This is a genomic window from Pseudodesulfovibrio piezophilus C1TLV30 (genome assembly GCF_000341895.1).
Lineage (GTDB): Bacteria > Desulfobacterota > Desulfovibrionia > Desulfovibrionales > Desulfovibrionaceae > Pseudodesulfovibrio > Pseudodesulfovibrio piezophilus.
In genome coordinates this window covers 197,164-223,740 of the sequence record NC_020409.1, presented here as the reverse complement: position 1 = coordinate 223,740, position 26,577 = coordinate 197,164, and the positions used below count along the sequence as shown (strand labels likewise).

The 26,577-nt window shown below is 45.5% G+C and carries 25 protein-coding genes and 1 tRNA gene; 4 read left to right on the top strand and 22 right to left on the bottom strand.

Going from position 1 to position 26,577, the window contains the following annotated elements:
- From BN4_RS01155 to cutA, 10 genes are all read right to left on the bottom strand, one after another.
- Positions 1 to 855 (bottom strand): TonB family protein, encoded by an 855-nt coding sequence (locus BN4_RS01155; RefSeq protein ID WP_015413515.1) that lies wholly within the window; start codon positions 853 to 855, stop codon positions 1 to 3.
- A gap of 21 nt (positions 856 to 876) precedes the next feature.
- Positions 877 to 1,293 (bottom strand): protein TolR, encoded by a 417-nt coding sequence (gene tolR, locus BN4_RS01150; RefSeq protein WP_041720076.1) that lies wholly within the window; start codon positions 1,291 to 1,293, stop codon positions 877 to 879.
- 8 nt (positions 1,294 to 1,301) lie between these two features.
- Positions 1,302 to 2,009 carry a MotA/TolQ/ExbB proton channel family protein gene (locus tag BN4_RS01145; RefSeq protein ID WP_041720529.1) on the bottom strand — a complete coding sequence of 236 codons (708 nt, stop codon included), beginning with the start codon at positions 2,007 to 2,009 and terminating at the stop codon, positions 1,302 to 1,304.
- A 113-nt stretch (positions 2,010 to 2,122) separates the two neighbouring features.
- Positions 2,123 to 2,773, bottom strand: a complete 651-nt coding sequence (locus BN4_RS01140; protein ID WP_015413512.1) for a histidinol phosphate phosphatase domain-containing protein — start codon at positions 2,771 to 2,773, stop codon at positions 2,123 to 2,125.
- A gap of 6 nt (positions 2,774 to 2,779) precedes the next feature.
- Positions 2,780 to 3,271, bottom strand: coding sequence for a bifunctional nuclease family protein (locus BN4_RS01135; RefSeq protein WP_015413511.1), 492 nt, complete (start codon positions 3,269 to 3,271; stop codon positions 2,780 to 2,782).
- Entirely contained in the window at positions 3,265 to 4,614 is a 1,350-nt protein-coding gene (gene miaB, locus BN4_RS01130; protein ID WP_015413510.1) for a tRNA (N6-isopentenyl adenosine(37)-C2)-methylthiotransferase MiaB, read from the bottom strand. The genes BN4_RS01135 and miaB overlap by 7 nt, the downstream gene beginning before the upstream one ends.
- A 74-nt stretch (positions 4,615 to 4,688) precedes the next feature.
- Positions 4,689 to 5,267, bottom strand: coding sequence for an adenylyl-sulfate kinase (locus BN4_RS01125; RefSeq protein WP_015413509.1), 579 nt, complete (start codon positions 5,265 to 5,267; stop codon positions 4,689 to 4,691).
- A 2-nt stretch (positions 5,268 to 5,269) separates the two neighbouring features.
- Positions 5,270 to 6,352, bottom strand: coding sequence for a phosphotransferase (locus tag BN4_RS01120; protein WP_015413508.1), 1,083 nt, complete (start codon positions 6,350 to 6,352; stop codon positions 5,270 to 5,272).
- 29 nt (positions 6,353 to 6,381) lie between these two features.
- Positions 6,382 to 7,317 (bottom strand): carbohydrate kinase family protein, encoded by a 936-nt coding sequence (locus BN4_RS01115; protein WP_015413507.1) that lies wholly within the window; start codon positions 7,315 to 7,317, stop codon positions 6,382 to 6,384.
- A gap of 80 nt (positions 7,318 to 7,397) precedes the next feature.
- Entirely contained in the window at positions 7,398 to 7,712 is a 315-nt protein-coding gene (cutA, locus tag BN4_RS01110) for a divalent-cation tolerance protein CutA (RefSeq protein WP_015413506.1), read from the bottom strand.
- Positions 7,713 to 7,843: 131 nt separating this feature from the next.
- Here cutA and nth point away from each other — a divergent pair, with 131 nt between their 5' ends.
- From nth to BN4_RS01095, 3 genes are all read left to right on the top strand, one after another.
- Positions 7,844 to 8,479, top strand: coding sequence for an endonuclease III (gene nth, locus BN4_RS01105; protein ID WP_015413505.1), 636 nt, complete (start codon positions 7,844 to 7,846; stop codon positions 8,477 to 8,479).
- The gene (tgt, locus tag BN4_RS01100) at positions 8,480 to 9,592 is read left to right on the top strand and encodes a tRNA guanosine(34) transglycosylase Tgt (protein WP_015413504.1); all 1,113 of its coding nucleotides are present in this window, start codon (positions 8,480 to 8,482) and stop codon (positions 9,590 to 9,592) included. It begins immediately after the preceding gene.
- A gap of 61 nt (positions 9,593 to 9,653) precedes the next feature.
- On the top strand, positions 9,654 to 10,253 hold the full coding sequence (locus BN4_RS01095) for a YdcF family protein (protein WP_231856561.1): 600 nt from the start codon (positions 9,654 to 9,656) through the stop codon (positions 10,251 to 10,253).
- A gap of 13 nt (positions 10,254 to 10,266) precedes the next feature.
- Here BN4_RS01095 and BN4_RS01090 read toward each other — a convergent pair whose 3' ends face one another.
- The 12 genes from BN4_RS01090 to lysS all read right to left on the bottom strand — a co-directional run bounded on the left by BN4_RS01090 (position 10,267) and on the right by lysS (position 25,794).
- Positions 10,267 to 11,655, bottom strand: a complete 1,389-nt coding sequence (locus BN4_RS01090) for a YihY/virulence factor BrkB family protein (protein ID WP_015413502.1) — start codon at positions 11,653 to 11,655, stop codon at positions 10,267 to 10,269.
- Positions 11,656 to 11,732: 77 nt separating this feature from the next.
- Entirely contained in the window at positions 11,733 to 14,900 is a 3,168-nt protein-coding gene (locus BN4_RS01085; protein ID WP_015413501.1) for an AsmA family protein, read from the bottom strand.
- Positions 14,900 to 15,808 carry a damage-control phosphatase ARMT1 family protein gene (locus tag BN4_RS01080; RefSeq protein WP_015413500.1) on the bottom strand — a complete coding sequence of 303 codons (909 nt, stop codon included), beginning with the start codon at positions 15,806 to 15,808 and terminating at the stop codon, positions 14,900 to 14,902. The genes BN4_RS01085 and BN4_RS01080 overlap by 1 nt, the downstream gene beginning before the upstream one ends.
- A 134-nt stretch (positions 15,809 to 15,942) precedes the next feature.
- Positions 15,943 to 16,776, bottom strand: coding sequence for an LpxI family protein (locus BN4_RS01075; protein WP_015413499.1), 834 nt, complete (start codon positions 16,774 to 16,776; stop codon positions 15,943 to 15,945).
- A 9-nt stretch (positions 16,777 to 16,785) separates the two neighbouring features.
- Positions 16,786 to 17,598 carry an acyl-ACP--UDP-N-acetylglucosamine O-acyltransferase gene (gene lpxA, locus BN4_RS01070; RefSeq protein ID WP_015413498.1) on the bottom strand — a complete coding sequence of 271 codons (813 nt, stop codon included), beginning with the start codon at positions 17,596 to 17,598 and terminating at the stop codon, positions 16,786 to 16,788.
- Positions 17,598 to 18,056 carry a 3-hydroxyacyl-ACP dehydratase FabZ gene (gene fabZ / locus BN4_RS01065; protein ID WP_015413497.1) on the bottom strand — a complete coding sequence of 153 codons (459 nt, stop codon included), beginning with the start codon at positions 18,054 to 18,056 and terminating at the stop codon, positions 17,598 to 17,600. Before fabZ ends, lpxA begins: the two co-directional genes overlap by 1 nt.
- Positions 18,049 to 19,095, bottom strand: coding sequence for a UDP-3-O-(3-hydroxymyristoyl)glucosamine N-acyltransferase (gene lpxD / locus BN4_RS01060; protein WP_015413496.1), 1,047 nt, complete (start codon positions 19,093 to 19,095; stop codon positions 18,049 to 18,051). Before lpxD ends, fabZ begins: the two co-directional genes overlap by 8 nt.
- Positions 19,096 to 19,101: 6 nt before the next feature.
- Positions 19,102 to 19,620, bottom strand: a complete 519-nt coding sequence (locus BN4_RS01055; protein WP_015413495.1) for an OmpH family outer membrane protein — start codon at positions 19,618 to 19,620, stop codon at positions 19,102 to 19,104.
- A gap of 24 nt (positions 19,621 to 19,644) precedes the next feature.
- Positions 19,645 to 22,068, bottom strand: a complete 2,424-nt coding sequence (bamA, locus tag BN4_RS01050) for an outer membrane protein assembly factor BamA (RefSeq protein ID WP_231856560.1) — start codon at positions 22,066 to 22,068, stop codon at positions 19,645 to 19,647.
- A gap of 280 nt (positions 22,069 to 22,348) precedes the next feature.
- The gene (locus BN4_RS01045) at positions 22,349 to 23,032 is read right to left on the bottom strand and encodes an ABC transporter ATP-binding protein (protein WP_041720075.1); all 684 of its coding nucleotides are present in this window, start codon (positions 23,030 to 23,032) and stop codon (positions 22,349 to 22,351) included.
- The gene (locus BN4_RS01040; RefSeq protein ID WP_015413492.1) at positions 23,025 to 24,254 is read right to left on the bottom strand and encodes a lipoprotein-releasing ABC transporter permease subunit; all 1,230 of its coding nucleotides are present in this window, start codon (positions 24,252 to 24,254) and stop codon (positions 23,025 to 23,027) included. The genes BN4_RS01045 and BN4_RS01040 overlap by 8 nt, the downstream gene beginning before the upstream one ends.
- 31 nt (positions 24,255 to 24,285) lie before the next feature.
- Positions 24,286 to 25,794 (bottom strand): lysine--tRNA ligase, encoded by a 1,509-nt coding sequence (gene lysS / locus BN4_RS01035; RefSeq protein WP_041720526.1) that lies wholly within the window; start codon positions 25,792 to 25,794, stop codon positions 24,286 to 24,288.
- Positions 25,795 to 26,069: 275 nt separating this feature from the next.
- Here lysS and BN4_RS01030 point away from each other — a divergent pair.
- Positions 26,070 to 26,145: transfer RNA gene (locus tag BN4_RS01030), tRNA-Asn, on the top strand.
- Positions 26,146 to 26,577: the final 432 nt, after the last annotated feature.

The window sequence follows — 26,577 nt, the reverse complement described above, 5'->3', positions numbered from 1 at the left end:
TCACTCTGAGAGTTCCTGGCTGTTGAAATTGATAAGAAGAATACGATCCCGTTCCGTACGAGGACGCTCCACGTACTGGGTTTCCTTTATAGCCCGGAGCGTGGAGTTGTCGAATTCAGAGTTGCCTGACGACTCACGTATTATCGAAGAAAGAATCTTGCCATCTTCTGCCAATGTCAATTCGACAACAGTCAGAAGATTAGCCTCCCCTGAAAAAGTGGGGTATCGCCAATTTTTCTTGATCGCCAACCCCACAATAAGGGAATAAACCTCGGAAAGCCCAGAACCAGTTCCTCCGACACCCCCTCCTTCCTTGCCATCTTGCGCACCGTGAGAGTAGACCTGATCACCCTCCTGTTTCTTGAGGGCGGCCAACTCCTTTTGCAAAGCTTGAGCCTTCTTCTGTTCCTCACGCCGCACGGCAGCTTGGGCGGCAGCCAATGCTTCTTGCCGTAACTGCTGGGCAGTCTTTTTGGGCTTTGGTTTGGGCTTTGGTGTGACTTTGGGCTCTTCCTTTTTCTTTTTTATAAGAGTCTTTTTCTTAACCTTCTTTGGGCTGATATCCTCAATCTTGGGTTCCGCTTTCGCTTCTACTGCTGGAGCTTGAACAACGACAGGAGTCGATTCAGGAGCAGCTTCAACTGTTGGGACGGAAGGCACTTCTACACTTTTCTGTATAACTTCCACAACGGGTGCCGGAGCTGTCGGAGGCGGAGCCAAGGAGATAAGGTCAACCGTATATACAGGACGATTCATGTTTACCTGAACATTCGTATCGTTGCCCAGAAACAAAGCGTAGGCAATAAAGCCGGTATGAAGGAGGAGAGAAAGGAAAAGACCGAGGCGAAGCCGCATAATATGAAAATCCCTCAGGGATTACTTCTTTTTGTCATCCTTGTTCTGTTCTGCCACTATCCCCAGGCGATCAATGCCAGCAGCTTTGATCTCACCCATGACCTGCACAACCGTACCATACGCCACTTCTTTATCAGCCCGAAGAAACAACTGTTTCTTCTGTTTGGAGACAAGTCGTTTGAGATGACTTTCGAGTTCTTCAAGTCCAACTTGATATTCATCAAGGAAAAGTGTCCCATCTTTTTTAATGGAGAGGACCAAGTGCTCAGAGTCCTGAGGTAAATTCTTTACAGTTCTCGTTGTTGGCAGATCAACTTCCACTCCCTGCGTCATCAAAGGGGCCGTCACCATGAAAATGATCAAAAGCACCAGCATGACATCAACAAAGGGAGTCACATTGATTTCGTTGAGAAATCCACCGCCCGTCTTGATTGCCATGACGCCGCCTACCCTTTCTTCTCGGCCTTGGATGCCCAAGCGATCTCTCGCTCGGCACGATTGAGAAAAGCACCAGCAAAGTCGACCATTCCGCTTTCGACTTCATTAAGCTTACCAAGGAAATAATTGTAAAAGATCGTGGCAGGAATAGCGACAATCAACCCGATCGCCGTGGCAATCAATGCTTCGGAAATACCTGGTGCCACTGTTGCCAATGCTGCAGATTGAGTCTGCCCTATGGAATGGAATGAATGCATGATCCCCCACACCGTTCCGAATAACCCAATAAAAGGGGCAGCGTTGGCACATGTGGCAAGGAATGGAAGATTTCGCGTCAACACTCTCATTTCCTTAGAAATTCCCTGCTTCAAAACGCGCCGAAGAGTATCCTTGACCAGCAGTCGTTTACGCTCTCGGTTGACGTCCGCCTTTTCCAGCAAACGGAATTCATGCACTGCCAAAGTTGAAACTCGAGCCAGAGGAGTTTGCTCTCTTGTTCCAATCGCTTTGAGTCCACTGGTGAGATCTTCGGAGTTCATGAATGCTTCATAGCCGCTCATGACGCGCTTACGAGCTGTCCCAATTGTGAAAAATTTAAAAAAGATGATGGCCCAACTCCACAAGGACATACACGCCAAAAAGGTCATAACCAATTTTACAGTCAGAGTTGCCCCTAACAAAAGGGTCAGAATGTCACTATCAGGCATCAAGTTCATACTTTCACCCATTCACTGTTTGCGGCTTGTCTAAGCCGATCTTCTTATAATAAAAGCCGCACTTCACAGGCACGACATTGACCTTTTAATCCGAAGAACCATCTCGCCCGGAACTACTTCATGCACCGCTGCACGATTTCCCAGGCATTCCTTTCAGTCTGTAAATATTCTTCCGCCGTAAGCCCCGCGCCATAGGCGATTGTCTTACGCAGATCAGGACCAACCAAATCTCGTGGAGCATGCGCATCGTTATTGACTACCAGTTTGGCACCATATTTACGCGCCAAAGCGGCAACATGTCCGTTTGTATAGCTATGGCCGCCTCGTGTTGTTATCTCAAGAGCAACACCTTTTTCCGCAGCCAACAAAACCTCTTCATCTGTAATCAGGCCGGGGTGAGCCAGTATATCGACTCCCGCTTCAATTGCGGCAAGGTTGGTCCCAACTGCGACTGGTTCCACAGGCGTTTCACCATGCATGACGACAACCTGAGCCCCGGCTTCTCGTGCTTTCCCGACCATCTCGGCTATCAAGGCCGGGTGGACATGGGTCAATTCAACTCCGGCAAGAATATTAATATCGTAAAAATGTCCATGCTTCTTGACGAATCGCAAAACATTTTCCACTGTAAAATACAGAGTCGACTCATCCGCATGATCGGTCATGCAAAGCCCTTTGTATCCAATAACCTCAGCCCGACGGACAAGCTCTGCCGGAATCAACTCCCCGTCACTGAACACTGTGTGTGTATGCAAATCGATCATGTCAGCCTACATCTTGTATTTTGTATCGTCTTCAGACAACTTCTCAAGCTCTTCCATCCACTTTTCCGAGTTCTCGGTTTTGATAACCTCGACACTCTCCTGATGCATAAAGGCTCCAGCTTCCTCAAGAACAGCTTCACCGACAAAAATCGGACACTCAGCCCGCACTGCCACGGCAATGGCATCCGAGGGTCTGCTATCGATTCGCCGAGTTTCATCCGGCATGGCCACAACCAACTCGGCAAAAAAAGTCCCATTTTCAATATCAGTCACTTCAACTCTGGTCACAGAACCTCCCAGACTTGAAATGGTATTCACCAAAAGATCATGAGTCATCGGCCTGGGAAAGGGAACTTCATTGATAGCCGTGGAAATGGCCATCGCTTCCATTGCTCCAATCCAAATAGGCAAAGCCCTCCCGCTTTCATCCTTCAGGACAAGAATGGGAGACTTGCTATGCTCATCCAAAGCCAATCCGAAGATCTCTACCTTTACCATGGAGGACCAATCCTTTCTCCTATGAGAGAATGCTTCTTCGCCTCTGTGATACGAACCGGTACCATCGCTCCAATCAGACCATTTTCCTGATCAATACGAACATTGATAATCCTTCCGGCCGGGTCTCGCCCTTTCCACCATATCCCATCGCCGATCTGTTTACGACTCAAACCTTCGATAAAAGCGGTGGTTTCATGAGATTCCAAATTTTTTAGACATTTTCTAGTAATACTATTCTGCAGAGTCTGCAAGCGCATCAACCTCTCGGAAGCCTCTTTCGGGTCTACTTTAGGCTCCATATTGACAGCCGCAACACCTGGCCTATCGGAGTACTTAAAAGAGAAACTCGACTCAAACCCAACGGATTCGACTAGTTCCAGAGTCTGCTCAAAATCTTTTTCCGATTCTCCCGGGAACCCCACAATAAGGTCTGTTGTCAAGGCTATATCAGGACGCGCCTGTTTCAGGCCCTCGACAATCGAGAGATAACGCTCACGGGTATACTTGCGGCGCATATTCTTGAGAACAGCATCAGAACCTGCTTGAAGGGGCAAATGTAAAGAAGGACAAAGGTTCTCCAATGAGCCAAAAGCCGTAATAACCTCAGGTGCGATGTCTTTCGGATGAGATGTCGTGAAACGAAGCCTATCCAATCCCGGAAGCTCAGCAACTTGATGCAGCAATTGGGCAAAGCTCACACCGGCCCCTCCCTTGTCCTGCCCAAAACTGTTGACGTTCTGCCCCAGCAACGTAATCTCCCGTACCCCGGTTGCAACCAGGGCCCGACATTCTTCAACAACAGCTTCAGGGCGACGTGATTTCTGTCGACCACGAGTGTAGGGAACAATGCAATACGAACAGAAATTGTCGCAACCTTGCATGATGTTGACAAAGGCCTGCCTATTCTCGGGCAAGGTCACTGTCCGCTCTTCCGGATTCTCGCGTTCCTCATAAATTGAAACGAAATCCAAAAGAGCAATCTGTTCATCGCTTCCTTCGGCAATCCGTTCCAACGCATTCGGAGCATTCGCTATTCCATCAGAACCGAAAACCAACTTGACGAAAGGAAAGCGTTCGAAAAAGCCCCGCCCTATCTGTTGTGCGACACACCCCCCAACTGCGGCAAAGACACTTTCATCACGATTCAGATGCGCGGCAACACGCCCAAGCTCACTATAGACCTTCTGCTCCGGCTTATCTCGTACCGAACAGGTATTAAGAATGAAGACTTGTGCTTCGTCTTCATTTGCAACTTCCCACCCCCTGCTTTCAAGGGCACGTGACAACCATTCGGAATCATGGACATTCATCTGACATCCAAAGGTAATTATCTGAAATTTCATTTGTATATATTCCTACCCGGAATCTCAGGCAGCTCAATGTTTACAGAATAGAGAATCCACTCGTCTGAAGCGAACTAAGCTCTCTTCAACCACATGTCCAGAAAGTGCAGGACTTTTCCCAAAGCTTCTTCTTCAGTCAAATAAGAATTATCCAATATAAACTCGGCATCCGGATTTTTTTCGAATTCAACATCGACACCAATGACGTCGCCGAGCCCTGCGAAATGTCTCCCTGTTCGCTTTCGCTCAAGTGCCTTTTCATACAACCCGGCCATAATCTTACCTTCAGCTCGCAGCGACTCTCTTTTGATAGCAATTTCAAGTTCGCAATGAATGAAAATCTCTGCAAACAACAAGATGGATCGACGAGCCAGGGTTCTCATTTCAACTTTATATGCAGAGGCATCCATGACGACGAACACCCCCTTGCTGACTAAATCGACAGCTTCTCCAATAAAAAGAGCATATGCTTCATCCCGTTCTTGAGCAGTATATTCCGGCTTTGGAAAATACTCTTTACGCCGATCATCCATTGCCAAAAGAACCACATCATATTCCTGCTTAGCAAGAAAACGCACGATGCCCTGCGCAATTGAAGATTTGCCACAGCCAGGCAAACCAACAATCCATATTGCCGCTCCGCGGTGACTCACGGCTACTCCAGATATTTGTTAATATTTTCCCAATCGAAGACTGTATCTTCCAGCACATTTTCCATAAAGTGAAAAAGACTGGATCGAACTGAGGTCGGATGATCCGGGTACCATTCGGGTGAAGCAACAACAAGGCCACGAAAGACAAAGAAAGGAGCTATAACCTCAAACACTTCCACGTCACCTGTTTGATTGAGGTATTCACCAAGATATGTTTGGTATAATTGCTCGAAAGCTCCCTCAAGCCGTCCATATTTACGCAAACTCCACAAAAGATAATTGATGGACATGGTCGCAAGGTCATCACCCGGCTCTCCCCATTGCCCACGGCTTCTATCCAGAACCGAAAATTCTCCGGCATCCGTTACCAGTACATTCCATGGATGAAAGTCACCATGGACAGCACTCAGCCTATGAGTATACTTCTTCAGCTTCCAGCGCCAATCAACCAACCGCTTTTCGAGTCTTTTGAAACGATCATCAGAAAAGCCGTTCATGGGATGCGGAAAGGCTTCATCAATCAATCCCAAGATGCACTCACTCGCACCGATCAGATTTCGCACACGCCGACAATAAAGAGGCGGATCATTTTTTTTCTCACCATGTACTCGCCCGATCCATTGAGCAAAGCTCTGTGCCATAGCAAGATCATCTGCCCTGAAATATCCCGACTGGATACGATCGAGATCCTTAAAATAGTCATACCCAGCAAGTTTCTCATTCAAAATAAAAAACTCTTTTGGAGCCTGAATCGGGACCATAGCATCCGAAACATCCACGTAGCCTATTCCTACAGGTTTGACATGCCGCTCCATCTGTGCCGAAGTTTCATATTGAAATAAAAGGATAGCTGCACGATCCCAATAAAATTGATGCCCATACCTATCACCTTTCATGATGGATAAAACGGCCTCGCGAACCTCTCCATCTACTTCAAACTTGATCAATACCGGCTTACCGTAGCCAAACCCCTTCATGCCCTGAGCATCAAGCTGGCCAATATCCCCAGAAGCCAACAGGTGGGCGTCTTCTCCAAATGCCTTCTTTAAATAAGCCTGAATGGATTCGATCCTCAATTCGATCATGACGCCCCTCCTCGTTGGTGGACAAATGACTATATCATTGGACCAAAACTATCCTCGTACCTTTTGATAAATTCATCCATGGTGAATGAATGCTCCTGTGTTCCCTTATACTCAATTGCGTAGGCCGCACAGACAGAACCGAGTTTTGCTGCTTCAGCAACAGTTTTATCCATGGCAAGCCCTTTGAGCAGACCGGAACGGAATGCATCACCAGCTCCTGTTGGATCAACAACAGTATCCACCGGAATAGAGGCGATAGAGGTTTCCTCTCCCTGACAATTCACCGTCGCTCCTTTTTCTCCCAAGGTCGTAATCAAATAAGCGACACTGTCCAGAACTTCGTCCTTACTCATGCCCGTAGCCTTGAGAACCATTTCAAGCTCATAGTCATTGGTAATGAGTATTTCCGCCCCCTTAAAGCACTCAGCAAGCTGCTCGCCGCTAAATGCGGGAATCTGCTGGCCAGGGTCGAAAATAAAAGGAATCCCATTATCACGGTAAAATTTTGCATGATCCACCATATCCCCCATGTTACCGGGAGAAATAATCCCAAGCGCTTCGCTGGCATCAATTTTGGAAAAATCATATTGACTGGGATATTTCATGGCCCCTGGATTGAAGCCTGTAATTTGATTGTCGGATTGATCGGTCGTTATATAAGCGCTTGCTGTAAACTCCTGTTCAACAGTCCGAATACCTTCAACGGTTATACCATGCTGTTGCAACCAGCTATCATACAGGGCAAAATCTTTGCCCACTTGACTAAGCAGTATTGGTTTTTCCCCAAGTAGAGCCAAGTTGTAAGCAATATTTCCACCCGTTCCACCAAACTTTTCATCCAATCCGTCTACAAGAAAACTCACATTTATTATATGTAATTTATCTGGCAGAATGTGGTTCGAAAATTTATCGGGAAAGCTCATGATACGATCAAATGCCAGTGACCCGGAAATATAAATCTGCATTGTTCCTCCATGCTGTAGTCTTTTCATTGGTCGCGAGAGTAAAGGGTTGGAGCACCCGAGTCAACGAAAGGGAGCCGTACCTAGCTGGTTTCATCCCGTATCCATTTGAGAAAATCTGGATTCCCTCCTTCAAGGGGCCATGAAACTATACACGGCACTTCGTAGGAATGAAGCTCTGTAACCACATGTGTCAAACCTTCAATTAATTCAGAACGCGTTTTGGCTACAAGAACAACCTCTTTCGAATGTTCAATCTTTCCTTCCCACCAATAGACGGAGTTCATTCCACCAAGCATATTGACACATGCCGCGAGGCGTTTTTCAACAAGGACTTGAGCTATATGCTCTGCTTCCTCTTGATCACAACATGTCATGTAAACAACTGATTCCGACATTTATCCCCCTTGATGAACAGCTACAGAATGATACATGCTTCAGACAGAGACGCAATGAGAAAACTCGCCATTTCACCCTTGAGCCAAAGGCAGACTGGTGCTAACCAGTGACCCGAATAAACGGAGAGATCATGAGAAAACAAGAACGAGCCTCAGAAATATATAAACGACTTTCCCAAAGATACCCCGCCCCGGAACCAGCCCTGACCTGGTCTACTCCATGGGAACTTCTCGTGGCGACCGCACTCTCGGCCCAATGTACAGATGAACGGGTTAATATGGTAACCCCGGTTTTCTTTGAAAAATGGCCTGATATTCAAGATGCAGCGGAAGCTGATATCTCTGAAATCGAGGCCGTGGTTCGCTCTACAGGTTTCTTCAGAAACAAAGCCAAAAATATACGCGCTGCAGCGAACCGAATCATGACTGAATATAATGGAGAGGTTCCGAAATCCATGGCGGAATTGATTACCCTCGGCGGAGTGGCTCGTAAAACGGCAAGTATTGTTCTCTCCAATGCCTTCGGAATCAATGAGGGAATTGCCGTTGATACACATGTTAAACGCCTTGCCTTTCGGATGGGACTCACCCAGAAAACTGATCCTATACAGATTGAAAAAGATCTCATGCCTCTTTTCCCTAGGGAACAATGGGGAGAAATCAACCATTTTCTCGTTTTCTACGGACGCCAGGTATGCCCAGCTCGCAAACCCAAATGCGATGAATGTGAACTCAACGATATCTGCCCCAAAAAGGGAGTCAAATAAATGAACCAACCCGGAAATTTCATTATTCATGCCACGGATGGCAACGCCAGAAGAGCAACTCTGACAACCGCCCACGGTGAAATTCAAACGCCCATATTCATGCCGGTCGGAACCCAGGGAACGGTCAAAAGCCTCACGCCTCTCGATCTGGAAGAAATGGATGCCCAGATTATTCTCGGCAACACATACCATCTCTACTTGCGACCAGGCGATGATTTGGTTGCCCGCAGGGGAGGTCTGCACGAATTCTCGAACTGGAAACGTCCCATATTAACTGACAGCGGTGGATTTCAGGTTTTCAGTCTACAGGAAATTCGAAAACTGTCGGAAGAAGGTGTGGAATTCAGATCATATATCGATGGCTCAAAGCACTTCTTTTCACCAGAAAAGGCGATCGATATCCAAAAGAATCTCGGCTCCGATATCATGATGGTCCTGGATGAATGCGTTGGGTACGGAGAAGATAAGAAGTACACCAATAAATCCCTCGAAATGACGACACGTTGGGCACAACGCTGCCGGGACCACTACCCGAAAGGCAGTGGAGACCAATTGATGTTTGGTATTGTACAAGGTGGTTTCTTCAAAGATCTTCGCGAAAAAAGCCTTGCTCAATTGCGGGAGATCGACTTTGAGGGATTTGCTATTGGTGGATTATCTGTAGGAGAATCCACCGAGGAGATGTATGATATTCTTCACCACATTGCTCCAATGATGCCTGAGACAAAACCCCGCTACCTCATGGGTGTTGGAACCCCCTTGGATTTGCTTGAAGGAGTTTCGGCAGGCGTGGACATGTTTGACTGCGTTCTTCCATCCCGTAACGCCAGAAATGGCACTCTTTTCACATCCATGGGAAAAATCAATATCAAACGGGCACAGTTCGCTGAAGACGACTCCCCCCTTGACCCCAATTGTAACTGCTACACCTGTCGAAACTTCACCAAGGCCTACCTTCGTCATCTCTATCAGGCCAAGGAATTGCTCTCATACAGGCTGAATACCTATCACAATCTGTATTTTTATCTCGACCTTATGAAACAAGTACGCGCATCTATCGAAGAAGGAACGTTCGCGACACTCAAAGCTCACTATGAAGAAATCTACGCATAGGAGTGAAATTGCAAGGAACACAGGAGCCAAACTTCTTCAATGGATTGGGGGGCTAACTCTTGTGACTGGTATAGCCCTCTTTCTCCTCCTGGCTTCTGCGGGCTATTGGATGCATGTCGATGAAAAAGTGAATAATACAGACTTCATCCTCCCCCTTGCAGGCGACGCTCAAAGAATGATCAAAGCCATAGAACTGTACAAAAAGGGAATTGCACCGACGATTCTTGTCAGTAACGCCTGGAAGGAACCGCCTTCCCAATTACAAAAAATTGAATGGGAAATGGGCTATCCCAACTATTCCGACACAGAATTTTTAAAAAAACTTCTCGAATTGATGGGAGCGGAAAAAGCACATCTGGAAATATTCGGGAATGGCCATATCAGTACGGTAGAAGAAGCAGAAGCTCTCAAAAAACATCTTGATGGAAAATCCGTAAGCCTTTTAATCGTGACATCTCCATCTCATGCTCTACGAGCAAAAATGGTATATAAGAAGACTCTCCCCAAATGTCGAATAACCATCACCACGACAAACGAGGGAGCCTTTGATACAGCATGGTGGAGACACCAAAAAGACGCTCAGAATCTTCTCCTTGAACTCCTGAAAACCGTCCACTATCTGGTAGGCGGAGTCTTTCGGTCCACAGACCCGATTCATTGAATTTCAATACAAGCTAGGCTCCATGCGAATCGCCATTCACCGAAGCCAACTCAAGCACATATGAAGGGTACTGCTCCGCGCATTCAAGCAAAGTAAGATTTGCATCACTTTTGAAAGTCGCTTCTCCCAGTCTGGAAAACAAGGCATCCAGAAAACCGAATTTCTCTGCGAAATCCTTGAAGATCCGATTATCACCATCCATATTAACGACTTTGATCACATCGAGCACACGAACTCCATCCAAAGAACGAGCCGGAGCGTAGACTTCCTGCCCCCTGTCACTCGTCAAGACAGTATAGCCCGCCCGCTGAAGCAGTGTAAATAAATCCGAGATGAGATCACTCGGGGCCATAAGAGCATCTGAAAGACTCTCTACAGATGGGAGAGGCTCACCATGATAAAAACGCTTTGCCAGAATAACCATCATGAGAACAGCAATTTTCTGCCGTTCCAAAGGGGTTGCCTGCCCAAAATAACGTTGCTTGACGAAGGTGTTTATATTTTGCCATGCATAGCTTACTTCAGCCCCAAGCAGAACGATAATCCAGCTTATGTACAGCCAAATGAGCAGAACAGGGAGTTGTGCAAAGCTGCCATAGATAGCATTATATTTGGCTGCTCCTATCTGCCAATAAATATACCCCCATTGTGCGAGCTGCCATAGTATCCCACCAAGAGCTCCCCCCAGTACTGCAGAACTTATTTTGACTCGTACGTGGGGGATAAAGGCATACATCATGCTGAACGCGATGATAATGAGCATATATGGGGTCAATTTCAGAAAAATCGCTTCAAGAAGGCCTATGGTTTCAACGCTCAGCAGTGTGGAAACCATATCCTGCTGTTGCAGACTGACGTTAAAACTTGATGCGACAAAAAGTATAAGAGGTCCAAAGACAATCACAGGGAAAAAATCTGTAACCTTGCGCCACGCGCTTCTTCCCTTGTTCACATGCCAGATGGTATTAAAGGCCTTCTCAATAGTCCCGACAAGAGAAAGAACTGTAAAAAGCAGCGTAGCAACTCCAACCCACCCCAATGCCTGAACATTAGTCCTATCAATGTATTCAATGATCTTATCTGCAACTTCTGGCCTTCCGGTTGTCAGGTAGAGAACCCATTCCCGCATCTTCTCTGAATTTTGTAGCCCAAACCCTTTTGAAATGGAAAATGCTACAGCAAGAAAAGGAACAATGGATAGAATCGTCGTAAATGTCAGAGCAGCCGCACGGATAATACATTGATCTTTGATAAAACCAAATCCTATCAGATAAAGTAGCCGGCACCCCCCTCGCCACAAACGCGTCAGGTAGGGAGTATCTGCTGCGTTCCGTACCCATATACCTTCCAAAAAATGCCGTTTCAATCGCCTTGGCGCATGTCCGATCTGGGGAACATTCATATCTATCTCCATAAGAAAAGAGTGCTCATCGCAACAAGCTTACAATCCAAGCACGATATTAAGCAAGTCGAGGCTTATTATTTAAATAAATCCCGTAAAAATTTGAAGGATTTTTCAGGTAAGGTCAAAATATTCAAGACGGTTTCATTGAGGCTCTTCACTGTTGGCACTTTAACTTCAGGGTCAGAAAGTTTTCCGACAATGTTGATTGTCACACTTGGAATCGCGACAAAATCATTTTGTATGGATACATTGATGGTATTAGCCGGCAGACTGAATTGGCCTGTCCCTTTGGATTCAAGCAGAGGGGGGGCTTCCAACTTATAGTCGTCAATAGTGAAGACCCCATCTCGGACTGAAAAGAAGGCAAAAGCTTTCTTAAAAATTGTCCTTCGCAACTTTGCTTCAGCCGGTTGTTTATCATAACGGGACGACTCCGGTTGAGTCGGTTTGGTGGAAGTATCATACCCAGTAAATTTGAAAGAGCCTTCCCGTATTTCTCCCCAAGCCTTTCCATTCAGGTTAAGAACAATGTCACTGTCTGTCCTGCCTGAACTCGTCAAATCAAAATCCAGCGCAGTTGTTCCACGTACATAATCCCGCCCCGCCATATCTTCCAGCAAAGGTCCGACTTGCATCTTTTCAACCCGTAATTTCAGATGAGTCTCAAGGATCTTGCCAGCACGCCCTGTCCAATCTCCAGACACAAGACCGCCATGAAGTTGACCCGATATCTCGGAAATATGGATCACCCCATTTCGCGCCTGAAGACGTGCCTCCAAATTCTGAGCGAGAACATCTGCCAACTTAAAACTTTCGAAAAATATTTCCCCCTGACCATCCAGCTGACGCAAAAAGCCCAGCGGTAAAGCAACCGGGGAAGAGTCATGATCACTCCCATCAAGTTTTCCCTCAATGGGAGACTCACTTGAAAGTGATAAGTACTTATCCAGGTCAAAATCGCCAGCCTTAAGTGAAAAAGACAATGAAGGACTTATGTACCCCTTTCCGGAGATCATGCCACTGAGAGGAATATCGTCAACTTCACCTTCAATGTTATTAAGAGCAAATCTCTCGTCTTCTACGACAAAATCCCCCTTCAACACCATCTTTTTTAAAATTTTTTCATCAGCAATCTGAACTGGATGTCCCAATAAAATGGAAAGAATCTTACGAAAATCCCCTACCGAAAGATGAAACAGACCTTGGGTTTTGGTGGCGGCCTTCGAATCAATAAAATTAATATCCCCAGACAATGTCGCTCCAAGCCCCTGGAGAGTCACTTTATGAAGTGAACTTATTCCCTTATTAGAATCAAAGGCCATTGTCCCTTTGAAGGAAACCTGATCTGGAGAATCGGATAGGAATATGCCGGAAGTATCACCAGACATTTTAAGATTATTACTTCGAAAAATAAAATCCTTCAGAGAAAGAGAAACAGGCCCTCCTCCCTGAAGTCGAAATGTTTTAGGAGTCTGTCCTGATTCCCGAAATGAAAAACGGGTATCCAACAGGAGAGAGTCCTCTTTGTGAGCTTCCTTTGGTCTGAAACTTAAAGTTCCATTCATATCAGAATACCGCAGGAGGTGGACCTTGCTTTTATGCATCAAAGCTCCGGTCCCGGCCTTCTGTAAAAAGTCAACAGTGCCTTGAAGATGTTGCAAAGCATTTACAATTGGTTCAGCAAGGCCATACTCCGCAGTCTCCAAAGTGAACGCAGCCTTGAGAGCTCCCTGCCCACCTATTTTAAGCGAAGAGGTCTCCAAAAATGGAAATCCTCTCTCGTCTGAAGAGATGACAACGTCCCCTTCACCGCCAACCATAAGTCTTTTTTGCTCAAATTTCGGATTGATATGGAATTTGAAGTTTGCTTCAAGAGATTCATACGAATCACATGAAGCACTAAAAACAGCAGATAAATCGGCTTGCGTCGTATCGAGTTTTAATTTGAGACCACGGAGAGAGTGTCCCTCGATTGTCCCCTGCTCCAAAGAAAACTGGCCTTTTGCAGCCAAGGAAGAAAGCTCCTTTATTGGAATATTTTCCCATATAACACTCTCTCTGCCACCCTCCCTATCTCGAGGTATATAGCTATCGAAATCAATAGTATTCGCTTCCAGGTCGAAGGAAAACCAAGGATGAGAAAAGGAGTGTATACCCAAATCGCCCTTTATGACTTGATCTGCCAAGGTGAACACAGCACCATCCATGATGAATCCAGCTTCATTCACCTCAAAATCCGTACTGAAATCAGCGAGTTGATTTTCTTTGCCCAAAGGAAGTGTATATTCAGGAAGATAACGCTGAAGGGTCGAGTCGAAAGCAAATGGTAAAATCCGAAAATGCCCGAATCCTCTCAGATCGTGAGTCCAATTATCAGTCTCGAGATTCCCTTCTCCTTCTAAGCCGAGAAACCGCACATGCAGTTTATCCAACTTCAATTTTGACTCATCAAAATCCACACTCACATTCGCGGTCAACTCTCCAGGATGTGCTCCTTGAGGAAGAAATCCACCCTCAAACGAAGCTGTAAGAGTGGCGCCATCGAGTCGAAAATGCTCCTCGGCTTCTCCAAGATGAAGAAAACCTTGCAAAGTAACATGTGATTTCAGGTCTCCCGCTTCCCAAATAAGAGCACTCTTTGCAGTAAAAGGAACAGGAACACCCTTTTTGATTGTACCGGTTCTGAGAGCCATTTCACTCAGAACAAGTCTGTCATCCGTTTGAACGTCCCAGTAGTCAAACAGAGCTCCTACGACTTCCAAACCACTGAGAGAAACAGTAAATGCTTTCCCATCAACTGACACGTTATTAGAGCTACGATTTCGTTGTTTCGCTAGGAGAGCCTGATAGTTGAATTCGCCATTGCGCCTTTTGACAACATGGACGTTCATCCCCTCAACGACAATAGTCCTTATCTCTATACGCTTGTCGAATAATGGTAAAAGTCGAACGCTCAGATGAACCGTATCCAACTCGACAAGCGGAACTTCACCCATTTCAGGAGGTCCATCAAGAGCCAAACCAAGAATTTCTAGAGAAAGAGTTGGGTATAGGGCTATATTCAATTCACCATGGAGAGATATAGGTTGACCAATATACTGCTCAACAGAAGCGATAAACTGAGATCGAAATTCATCAGTATCAACATAGTACGATGCCCATAATAAAAGAGCTGCAATCGCCATAACTCCGAAAGCAAAAATCTCGGCAAGAAGGACAGCAAATCGCTTGAATATTTTCACTAATCCACACCGCCTGGACCATCTCGGTGTCCCACTCCCTCCACACTGGTAAGACAAAAGGCTGATCGCCCGAAAGGAAGTCCCGAGTCGTCAGCGACCCGTTGGCATTTTACCTTGAAAGCACAATAGATCCCAGGCCAGACCCCCTCCAGTGATTCAAAATTCCCCTGACCTTTGGCTAATATGAGATCCGCATCTTGCATCCGTTGTAAGAAATCCGGAAGGCACCGGTCAACAACAGTTCCAGGGGTATCGACCCCACTCTCGACAACATCACAAAGTCGCGTCATGCCGACAAATTGAGCATCCTCAAGAGTCGCATCGTTTATAACCGGCTGAGAACGGACTGCATATGTCACATGACACCCCATGCTCTGCAACTCTTCCACCAGCAACATGTCCAGAACGATTTCACCGGTATTGTCACCAAGTATAAGAACCTGGCCTCCGGCAACGGCCTTCTGTCTGAACTCGAAAAAAATTTGAGGATTAATGCCACCAGCCAGAGAATTCAATTCGGCTTCCCAGTCAACATCAAGGTCTATGCCACGGTCGATATAATTTCCGACAATAGCTAACTCAAGAGCCAAACCCAAAGGATCACCATTCGGCGCATCTCTCTCAGCATCAATCTTTTTTTTCAAAGAAGGTAATAATGCAAGTACGCGCTGGTTCGCTTTAAATTTATCGTCTTTGTATAAATCACCACAGCCTGTTTTCTTTTTAATCAGGGCAGACAAATGGCTCGCGATAACGGGGGGAGGGACGCTCAAATCCAATTCAGGTAACATTTTACTCCAAGTCATGATAATATCTTGGTGTAGAGCGTTCTCATTTGGACGAGCGAGACGGGCTTCTTGCAAAGCCATCCTGAAAAAACAGGGAACACAATCTAGGGATGTTTTCATCGACGAATTCCTCATGAGAACGGATAAGGACGTGCTGGATGAACTACCTTGGAAGCACAATAAATATTTGCACATCCTCCGCCTCCTTGGCAAGGAAGTGCATACTCTCAGAACAGGAGAAAAAGGGAGGTGGATTATGAAGTAAATTGTTCCGGAGTTATTCCAACAATGGATATCCCGTGCAAATCTGCGTAGCGAATGGCTTCACTGCGATCAAAAAACAAACTTTTTTCGGCTTCAATCCCAAGGCAGGTAGCCCCTCCTGCTGCCATGGTTTTGATAGTATCGAGTCCCAAACTCGGCAAATCTATCTGCTCTTGCTGGCCTGGTTTGAAAACCTTGAGGACGACACATCCTTTGCCACCAAGTTCACACCCGCGACGAATTGTGACATCTGTCCCTTCAAGAGCTTCAACAGCAGAAACAATACCTTCACGTACCACAACACATTGACCTATATCCATTTTCCCAAGCTCTTTCCCGATTCCCCAAGCAAATCGAAGATCATCCCACTCTCGTTCGTCAGGCGCTTTTTGAGTCATGATACCAGCTGGAGTCAGGAGCCCAGGAAGATACTCGTGAGCAGGCAAAACAGGCATCCCCTCACGTTCAAATTCTTCTGCCAGAATCCCCAGGATAGCAGAATCACCCTTGTTTTTCTGTTTGAAAACAAGTTTGAGCGCTTTCATGTCAAGATGGCGGACATCCATGACTTTCGGTTTATTTATGGTACCAGCCATAATAATCTTTTGAACGCCGTTCTTTTGAAAATAGGCAATCATTTTCTTAAGCTTGCCGAGCTTCATTTCTTCCCAGACATCAGCATACGGGACAACATCCATATTGGTGTGTCCCGTAAAACCGACTATCACAAGTTTATCGCCTCGCTCTTTGACTCCTTGAGCGACTAGAACAGGAAACTGCTTGCCCCCTGCGATCAACCCAATAGTATTCCTATCTCCTGCCATTCCAAAACCTTATGAATCAGAACTACAGTGGCGCTGTTTATGATCAGGAGTCACGCCATTCTTGCTCTCACGAATGAATTCAAGGAGCCTATCAACCTGAGGAATTCCTTGAATCTCTTGTTCGACTTTCTCAAGCCCGGATTCTCTTTTGAGTCCAGATCGAAATATAATTTTATAAGCTTTTTTCAAGGCCTTACAGGCTGTGGAATCAAATCCATTTCTTTTTAACCCAATGAGATTGGGCCCGAATAGCATCCCACGAACGCCATGAGCCAGCATAAAAGGTGGAACGTCAAGCTTATATCCACTCGCACCACCAAGAAAGGCATATTCACCAATGCGGATAAATTGCTGCACGGCAGACATTCCACTAATAATAACATTTCTACCAACTTCAACATGACCGGCCAGATTCACAGCATTGGCCATGATGACATTATCCCCAACAACGCAATCGTGTGCTATATGAGCATAAGCCATGAACATGCAGTTGGAACCAATAGTTGTTTCCCCTGCTCCTTGGGCTGTACCTCGATGAATAGTAACACATTCACGAATCTGGTTATTGTCACCAAGCCGAGTATACGTTGTTTCGCCCTTATAAGCTGTATGCTGAGGTTCCCCTCCAAGTACCGCATGAGGGTGGACATGGTTATTTGATCCCAACTCAGTGTAATCTTTGATCACAACGTGAGACTCAAGGAAAGTCCCGTCTCCGATGATGGCTTCATCCCCTACGACAACGTAAGGCCCGATCCGTACATCGACACCTATTTGAGCAGATGGAGAAACCACCGCAGTGGAATGGATATCAGTAGACACTACATATCCCCTTTATCGGCTATGGCGGCTGAGAATTCTCCCTGAGCAGTGACCTGCCCATCGACCTCGGCAATACCGCGCATACGCCATATATTTAATTTATGTCTTTCGTAGTAAACATTCAAAACAAGTTGATCACCTGGAACAACAGGTCGCCGAAATTTAACTTTATTCAACCCTGTAAAGAGAAAGACTTTGTCATGCAGCGGCTCATCAAAGGAGTTTATAACAAAAGCGCCCCCAGCTTGCGCCAGAGCTTCTAACTGAAGAACTCCAGGCATGACAGGCAATCCAGGAAAATGTCCTTGAAAAAAATTTTCATTCATCGTGACATTTTTATAAGCCTTGAGGCGCACCCCAGGTTCGATCTCAAGAATTCGATCAACCAAGAGAAAAGGATATCTATGAGGCAACATTTCCATTATTTGCCTGATATCCATAATCTTTTCATTATTCATAAAAATCCCCACCTGAACGACTGGATCTCAATGATTCCAACTCTTTCTCAAGTTTCTTGACCCGCTTAAAAAGTTCCGGGAGTTTTGGCAGACAGACACCGGCAGCTTTAAGAAAAGTTCCCGCAGGCATCACAGGAGAACCGGCAAGCTTGCTGCCAGGTTCAACATTCCCTGAGACACCGCTTTGAGCCCCGACCATTGCCCCATCGCCAATTTGAGCATTATCAGCGACGCCAACTTGACCGGCAAGGACCACTCCATTGCCTATCTTGGTACTTCCGCCAATACCAACCTGCCCAATAACCAAACAGTGCTGGCCAATTTCGACATTGTGCCCAACCTGCACGAGGTTATCAATTTTTGTCCCCATTCCAATGCGAGTTGTGTCGAGTGCAGCTCTATCGATAGCAGAGTTCGATCCAATCTCAACATTATCCTCAACCACAACATTGCCTATCTGGGGTATTTTCATATGCCCGGCAGCTGTCTGTGCAAAACCATACCCGTCGCCACCAAGAACTGCTCCAGGCTGCAGGATAACATTATCCCCCAACTCAAGCCCCCCCATGACGACAGCATTAGGGTAGACAATGCAATCACATCCAATAACTGTTTTCTCCCCGACATAACTTCCGGAGAAGAGGACTGTCCCAGCTCCAATATGAGCTTGAGCTCCAACAAAGACAAAAGGATAGACTGTTACGGATTCATCAACGGTGGCATCAGGGTGAATGTAAGCGAGTTCACTGACGCCTTCAAAACAGCCCTGAACTTCAGCAAATAAATCAACTACCCGAGCAAGGTCCATATAGACATTCGAACTGAGCAGAGTCCGTTCTGTCTTGCCAACATACGAGCCGGAAGTGAGGACACATCCGGCTCGAGTTTTTTCCATTTGAGGGGCATATTTGGGATTCACCAGAAAAGATAATTCATCGGGTCCCGCTTTTTCAAGGGTGTTCACTCCGACAATTTCAAAATCCTCACCAGAAAATTCCAATCCCAGCTTTTCGGCTAATGCCGACAAGAGAATCTTCATTGTAAACTACTTACCGGCCTTTTTGAGCTTATTCAACTCAGTGACAATCGCATCAGTGATATCGATACCATCACCCGCATACAAAACTCCCCCAGAAGACTCGAGGATCATCTCATAACCTTTTGCCTTGCCATACTCATTGATAACTTTTTGTACTCTTTCAAGAATAGGCTGCTGTTCTTTCTGAGATTCAGCTTGAATTTTTTGGCGAAAAGCAACAACGCTGTCCTGATGGTCACGTACCTTACGACGATATTCACGCTGCTTATCCTGCTTTGCCTCAAGCTTCAAAGCGATATCTTGATTCTTCAGCTCTGATTCAAGTTTTTTTAGCTCAGTCGCATCTTTTTCAATATTTTTCTGCATGGGCTCAAATTTGGCCTTCATTTTTTCAGCCATAGCCTTTCCGTAGTCGCAGTTTACAATAACATACTGAAGACTGACGACTCCAACTTTACCCTGTGCGAAAGCTGATACACTGAGCAAAAGAGTCAAGATGACTGAGAGAAAGAACACTTTTTTCATTTTATATCTCCTTGAATGTTAACCTTAAAATTGCTGTCCCATCAAAAGTTCGACCTTATGGCGTCCACTCGTTCCGAGTCTATCCAACCCATAGCCATAAACGACTCCGATCGGCCCCATGGGAGAGTACCAACTCAAACCTGCACCAACACTTTTATACAATCCCAGAGAAGGTTTCGTCCCTTCACGCATGGGAGAAGAGAAAATCATCTCATCTTCTTTCCATGAGTTACCAGCATCAAAGAACAACAAAGAATTGATGCCGTACTCTTTACTGAGCAGTCTCTTCAGCTCAAGATTGATATAAAATGCTTTTGTTCCACCTTCTGAGGACTCGTCCGAATCAAGAGGGGTAATATCATAGTTTGAATATCCGCGAATCGAGCCGACTCCTCCCAACTCAAACCTCTCAGCCGCAGGTATGGATGATCCTCCAAAGTTCTTATGAAGAAATCCCGCCCAAACTTTACTATGGAAAACCACCTTTTCCAGCGCAGGCGTCCACCATTCGTGAGACCCAGTGTATTTGACAAAATCATCGGTACCACCAAGAGGGCCTCCACCAAAACGGACACCAAAACCAACTTTGGTTCCAGTTGTTGTAAAGCGGTAACTATCACGCGTATCGCGTCCTACAGTGAGACCTATCTGGCTCAGGAAGTGCGACCCTGCATCATCTTTCACAGTGTCAGAGGCATCATCAGAAATCTCGTCAAGGACATAATAGTCTGCGGTGTAGTCCCACGAAAATTTTGAATATTCACCAATCGGATATGTAAAGGTCGTCGTCATGCCTGTAGAGGTTTTATCGTAATCATCATAATCTTCATCCTTACGATGAGCCTCGATTCCCAAGCCTATATCCGTGTCATCAAGATGGGGATTGGTAAAATTCAAAGTAAAAACAGTCTTTGATGAACTAAACCCACCATTCAAACTGGCACTATATCCTTTACCGAACAGATTAGCCTCAGAGATATTGGCACCAAGATAGACACTGTCATAAGTAGAATACCCTACACCACCACCAATATTTCCCGTAGGCTTGTCCTTGACTTTGACAACGAGATCCATTTCTTCGGGATCACCTGTTGGTAAAGGAGCTATGTCAACCTTCTCAAAATATCCAAGACGGTTCAACAACTCATGAGAGCGCCGCAAATCATCACCGCTGAACATATCTCCATCAGCTAGCCGCATTTCACGCAAAATAACATTATCGCGCGTAACAGTATTGCCTTCCAAAAGCACACGGCGAATATGAACACGTTGATGTTTGGTTATGGAATAAACAACATCAACAGTCTTGGTTTCAGGATCATCTTTGAGGTTGACTTGAACATCAGCGTACGCATAGCCATAATTATTATAATAATTAGTCAGAGCATCAACATCACTTTTCAACAAGGACTGGTCAAAGTATCCATCACCTTCCTTGACCGACCCAACTTTAGTCTGTCCTGCCAGCACCGCTTCGTCATCTATGAGATCACCTTTAAAAAGGATATTTCTCATTTTATAGCGATCCCCTTCCCAAACCTGATAGATGACATCAATACCATCTTCTTTAATTTCAACTTCAGGCTGACCGACTTTGACATCAATAAATCCACGGCTTTTGTAATATGCTTGAATAGCTGCCGCATCACGATTTAAAAGTTCTTCTTTCAAAACACCTGAATTTGATATCCAGGAAAACATGCCACGCTCAGAAAGAGCGAGCACCTTTTTGATATCATCCGGGTCGAGCTGTTTTGCCCCGTCAATTAAGACATTCTGAATATAAAGCTTGGGCCCTTCATCAATGATATAGGTCAACCGAGCAACGCCGGTTCCGGCAGTCTCGATTTCGTGGGTCACATTCGCTTTATAATAACCTTCTTTGCGATACATTTCTCGAATGACACGTATATCATCAGCGAGCACTTTCGGGTTTACGACTCCACCTTTTTTAGTGGAGACAGCTTCAATGATATCTTCTGAGTCGATAGCATCCGCCCCTCGCACGCCTAATGCCTGAATACGAGGCTTCTCTTCAACCACAAAGAGGACTTTCTTCCCATCCGGGACTGTATCAACTTTAACCTCAACATCATCGAAATAACCAAGATCATAAATATTTTTTAAAGCAGTATTGACAGCCTTGGCCGTAAGCATGTCGCCTTTCTGCAAAGTAAGACGCATCAAGACAACATCTTTATCCAGAACCTTTGTTCCTTCAACATCCACCTCTGCAATAATATCCAACCTCAAAAGATCCATTTTCATGCGGTCTACAAGCCCGTCAACTGCAGGCAGAAGATTGATGAGGCCTTGTTCTTTCACGGTAATCTTCTTACCAGGCTTTTGTTCGTATGAATCGACCAGCCTGGCATCCAATGTGAGATCATCACCTATTTGATTTAAAGTTCCATATACTGAAAAACCGGCTCCAGCTTGCAAAGCCAATTTCCGAGCATCATTGGTGTTGAAGGAAATCAGCCCACTCTCTTCTACGAGTGCAGCTACTTTGGAAGTATCAATGACCTCGAACCCAGCCTCGCGCAATCTGTCTGCAAGCAATTCCGGGAGACTTTCCCGAAGATAGGAGAGGTCCTCACCAGCATTAATAGTGAAAGGCAATACTGCTATTTTAACATCCTGTGCCACATTTTCAGCCGCATGGCCTGCAACAGCAACAGTGAGCACAAAAGCGAAAACAACTCCAGACAAAATGCTGCGAAAGCGACTAGTGTGCATACAGTTCTCCTGAGCGCAATTCCACGCGCCGATGCATCATCCCAGCTAAAGCCGGGTTATGTGTCACAACGACGAACGTCATACCCAATTCATTATTAAGGGAAACCAACAAATCGCCAATTTTGGCTCCATTTTCTTCGTCAAGATTCCCTGTAGGCTCATCAGCCAAGAGCACTTTTGGACGTAGTAGAATAGCGCGCGCAATAGCAGCCCTTTGGCGCTCTCCTCCAGACAAAGTTGTCACCTTGTGATCAAGTCTGTGCGAAAGTCCTACCATTTCCAAAGCTTCCTTTGCTTTTCTTATCCCATCCGAACGGCTGAGGCCGGCAATAAACGCGGGCATCGCCACATTTTCCAAGGTTGAAAACTCGGGCAACAAGTGATGAAACTGAAAAACAAAACCAATTTCTCGATTCCGTAATTCAGCTTTCCGCCGATCACTCAAAGAGCAGAGATCAACTCCATTTAAAAAAATTTGTCCAGAAGAACTCTTATCAAGCGTTCCAAGCATATGAAGGAGGGTTGTTTTCCCTGAACCCGATGCACCCAAAACAGCCAAAGATTCCCCTCTTTCAATCGTCAAATCAATTTTTTTGAGAACCCGAACTGTTTCAGAAGGGCCTTCAAACTCTTTTTCTAAAGCGACCAAACGATATATCGGTTCTTTATTCATAACGCAAGGCATCGCAAGGGCTCAACGCCGCTGCGCGACGAGCCGGATAAATTGTTGCAAGAAAACAGAGGAGAAAGGCAGCTGCTCCGATAGCAAAAAGGTCAACAGCTTCCAAACGAACTGGCAGATAATCGACTGGATAAACATTACTTGGGAGCTTGATAAATTGATATTTCTTTAAAAGCAAACTCACCGGAACGCCTATGAGAAAACCTAAAAGAGTCCCTGCAAAACCAATAAATGTCCCTTGCAACATAAAAATTCGACGAATACTGGAAGCGCTTGCACCTATAGACATAAGCACTGCAATATCTTTTGTTTTCTGTATGACCAGCATGACAAGAGTAGTGACAATGCTGAACGATCCAACAAGGACAATCATTGCCAGAATGATAAACATCGCTGTTTTTTCAAGCTCTAATGCCGCGAAAAGGTTAGCATTCATTTCTTGCCAATTCCTGATATAAACAGAAAATGATCCAACCTTTTCCCGCAGACTCCTGGTTATATTCTTGACGTTGTAGACATCATTTACACTGATTTCCAAACCGGACACAGTATCTTCCTTGTAGCCAAGAAGCTTCCTCGCGGCAGGAATAGTCACATACCCCAAGGAAGAATCATACTCGAACATTCCTGTCCGAAAGACACCTGCGACGACAAAACGCTTAACACGCGGAGTGAACCCTGCGGGTCCAGATCTCCCGGATGGCGAAAGCAGATTGACTTCTGATCCCTGTGTCAATCCCAAACGTTTTGCGAGTTCTGAGCCAATGATAATGGCCGGAGAATCTCCAGCCGTTTCCAAATTGGCGACATCGCCACTGACCATATCTTGAGAGAGGGAAAGCACTGCACCAGATGTCGAAGGATCAATACCACGCAGAACAACCCCTTTGACACCATTTCTGGTGGATAGCATCACTTCCGAATAAATGAATGGAGTGACCCCGGTAACCCCGACGACATCTTTGGCTGATTCAGCCAATTCTCGGTAATCTTTAATTCCACCACGTAGGGAAGTCACTAAAATGTGCGAATTGACTCCTAGAATCTTGTCACGCAAATCTGTTGAAAACCCGTTCATAACTCCAATGACGACAATAAGAGCACCGACTCCGAGGGCGACTCCACAGACTGCGAAAATTGAAATAACAGAAATAAATGACTGCTTTCGCAGAGCAAAAAGATATCTGAGTGCAACGAATGTTTCAAATCGCATGAATGGATTGTTCACTGGGTAAGGCTGAGCCTTACCCAACCTCCGGTCTGAGTAATGGGAACAAAATGACTTCACGAATAGAAGCACTGTCGGTCAACAACATGACAAGACGATCTATACCAACCCCTTGCCCTGCCGCTGGCGGCATACCATATTCAAGAGCACGGACATAATCCTCATCCATGAAATGGGCTTCCTCATCACCGGCTTCCTTTTCTGCAACCTGGTCTTCGAAACGTCCGCGTTGGTCAACCGGATCATTCAACTCTGAAAAGGCATTGGCCATTTCGCGCCCAGTCATAAACAACTCAAAACGATCCGTAATCTCCGGGTTCACTTCATTCCGCCGAGAGAGTGGAGAAATATCCGTCGGATAATGATAAATAAAATGAGGTTGGATAAGTTTTGGCTCAACGAGAATATCAAAAAGTTTTGCCTGAAGTTTTCCTAAAACCTCTCCTTCGACAACCTTCTCGCCTTTTGCCTTCACCAAAGCCTTACATTTTTCATAGTCAGAGTAGATATCCTTGGACACTCCTCCGACTTTTTCCAAAGAATCATGAAAAGGCATTCTGATCCATGCTCCAACAGAGAGGTCTATCTGCTCACCCTGATACGGGACAACAGATGAACCTGTCACCTTTTTGGCAACCCGTGAGAACATCTCTTCAGTCAAATCCATCAGGTTTTCAAAATTGGCGTAGGCCCAATAAAACTCCAGCATAGTAAATTCAGGGTTATGCTGAGTCGAAATGCCCTCATTACGGAAATTTCGATTAATTTCATATACTCGTTCAAATCCGCCAACAAGAAGGCGCTTGAGGTATAACTCTGGCGCGATCCTCATATACAATTTCATATCAAGAGCATTATGATGGGTCTCAAAAGGTTTGGCAGTGGCTCCTCCGGGGATGGCTTGCATCATAGGAGTTTCAACTTCCATAAACCCTTTTTCATCAAGAAAATCCCGTAATTCACGAACAATAGCAGTGCGAATTTTGAAAATTTCCTTGGTACGTGGAGTGACAATCAAATCCACATACCTTTGGCGATACCGCGTCTCAACGTCTTTCAATCCGTGATATTTCTCAGGCAACGGACGCATGGACTTGGTGACCAATTTAAAGCTTTTGGTTTTCACCGTTAACTCACCAGTCTTGGTCCGGAAAAGAGTACCTATGACTCCAACAATATCCCCAATATCAGTCTTTTTGAATTTTCTGTATGCCTCAGCTCCCAGTTCATCTCTGGCGACATAGACTTGAATCTTTGCACTACAGTCCTGCAAGTGAAAAAATGTCACCTTGCCAAAAGAACGATATGAGACAACTCGCCCGGCAATGGCGAATTTCTGGTCAGTAGTTTCCAGCTCAGTGTCTGCAGTCTCCGTATGAGCATCCAGGATGGATTGAATTTCGGTGTCTCTGTGAAAGTCGTTCGGATAGAGATGGATATTCTCATCCAAAAGTCCGCACGCTTTCTCGACACGCGTCTTAATAACAGCATTCAGCTCGTCTTTGGCCTGCAGGGCCTCGAGCATTGGCATGAACCGTTCCACATGAATGGACTTGGTTGCAAGCTTGATTTTCTTGGTCTTTTTTTTACTTTGTGACAATTTTTTTATCCCCGGCTCTTGCGAAGTCTAGAAAAATACAAGAGACGCTGATTGCGTAAGCCATATAACGTCTCAGGTCAAGAAAATGAACCTGTTATCCTCGCAAACAGAAAAAATGACTTTTTTTAAAAAACTTTAACTTTTTTCTTGACCACCTCCAGCGATTTGCTTAAACCCTTTTTCGCTTCGACGGCAAATGTTCCCCAGTAGCTCAATCGGCAGAGCGGGTGACTGTTAATCACTAGGTTCGCGGTTCAAGTCCGTGCTGGGGAGCCACCGATAGACCAAGCCCTTATGAGAAATCATAAGGGCTTTTTCTTTCCAAGGTATGAAACCTCCCCCCATCCCCCCTCACTTCTTTGACGCATAGACCGAGTCACTCCATTTACATTCCGGTTGGATATTAGCCGAGTCCTCTTTTTTTAGCAAAGAGCAGTCCTTATCTTTATCCAATGTCTTACTCTTTTATCACCGATATCTTCATATCCTTAAAAAGCTTTCTCATATTCTCTTCGGTGAAAGACTCACAGACTTTGCATTGAATTTAAATAAACCAAACAATCTTTTCCCGAAAAAAAGCTTCTTTAATAAAAAAAGTGAACCTACTCCTTGAAAATATGGCTCCAAGCTATATATGTGAACTATGCCATGAATCGACCATTGTGAACCTATACGAAACCATGAGCTTTTATCTGGCAAAGCAAGCAT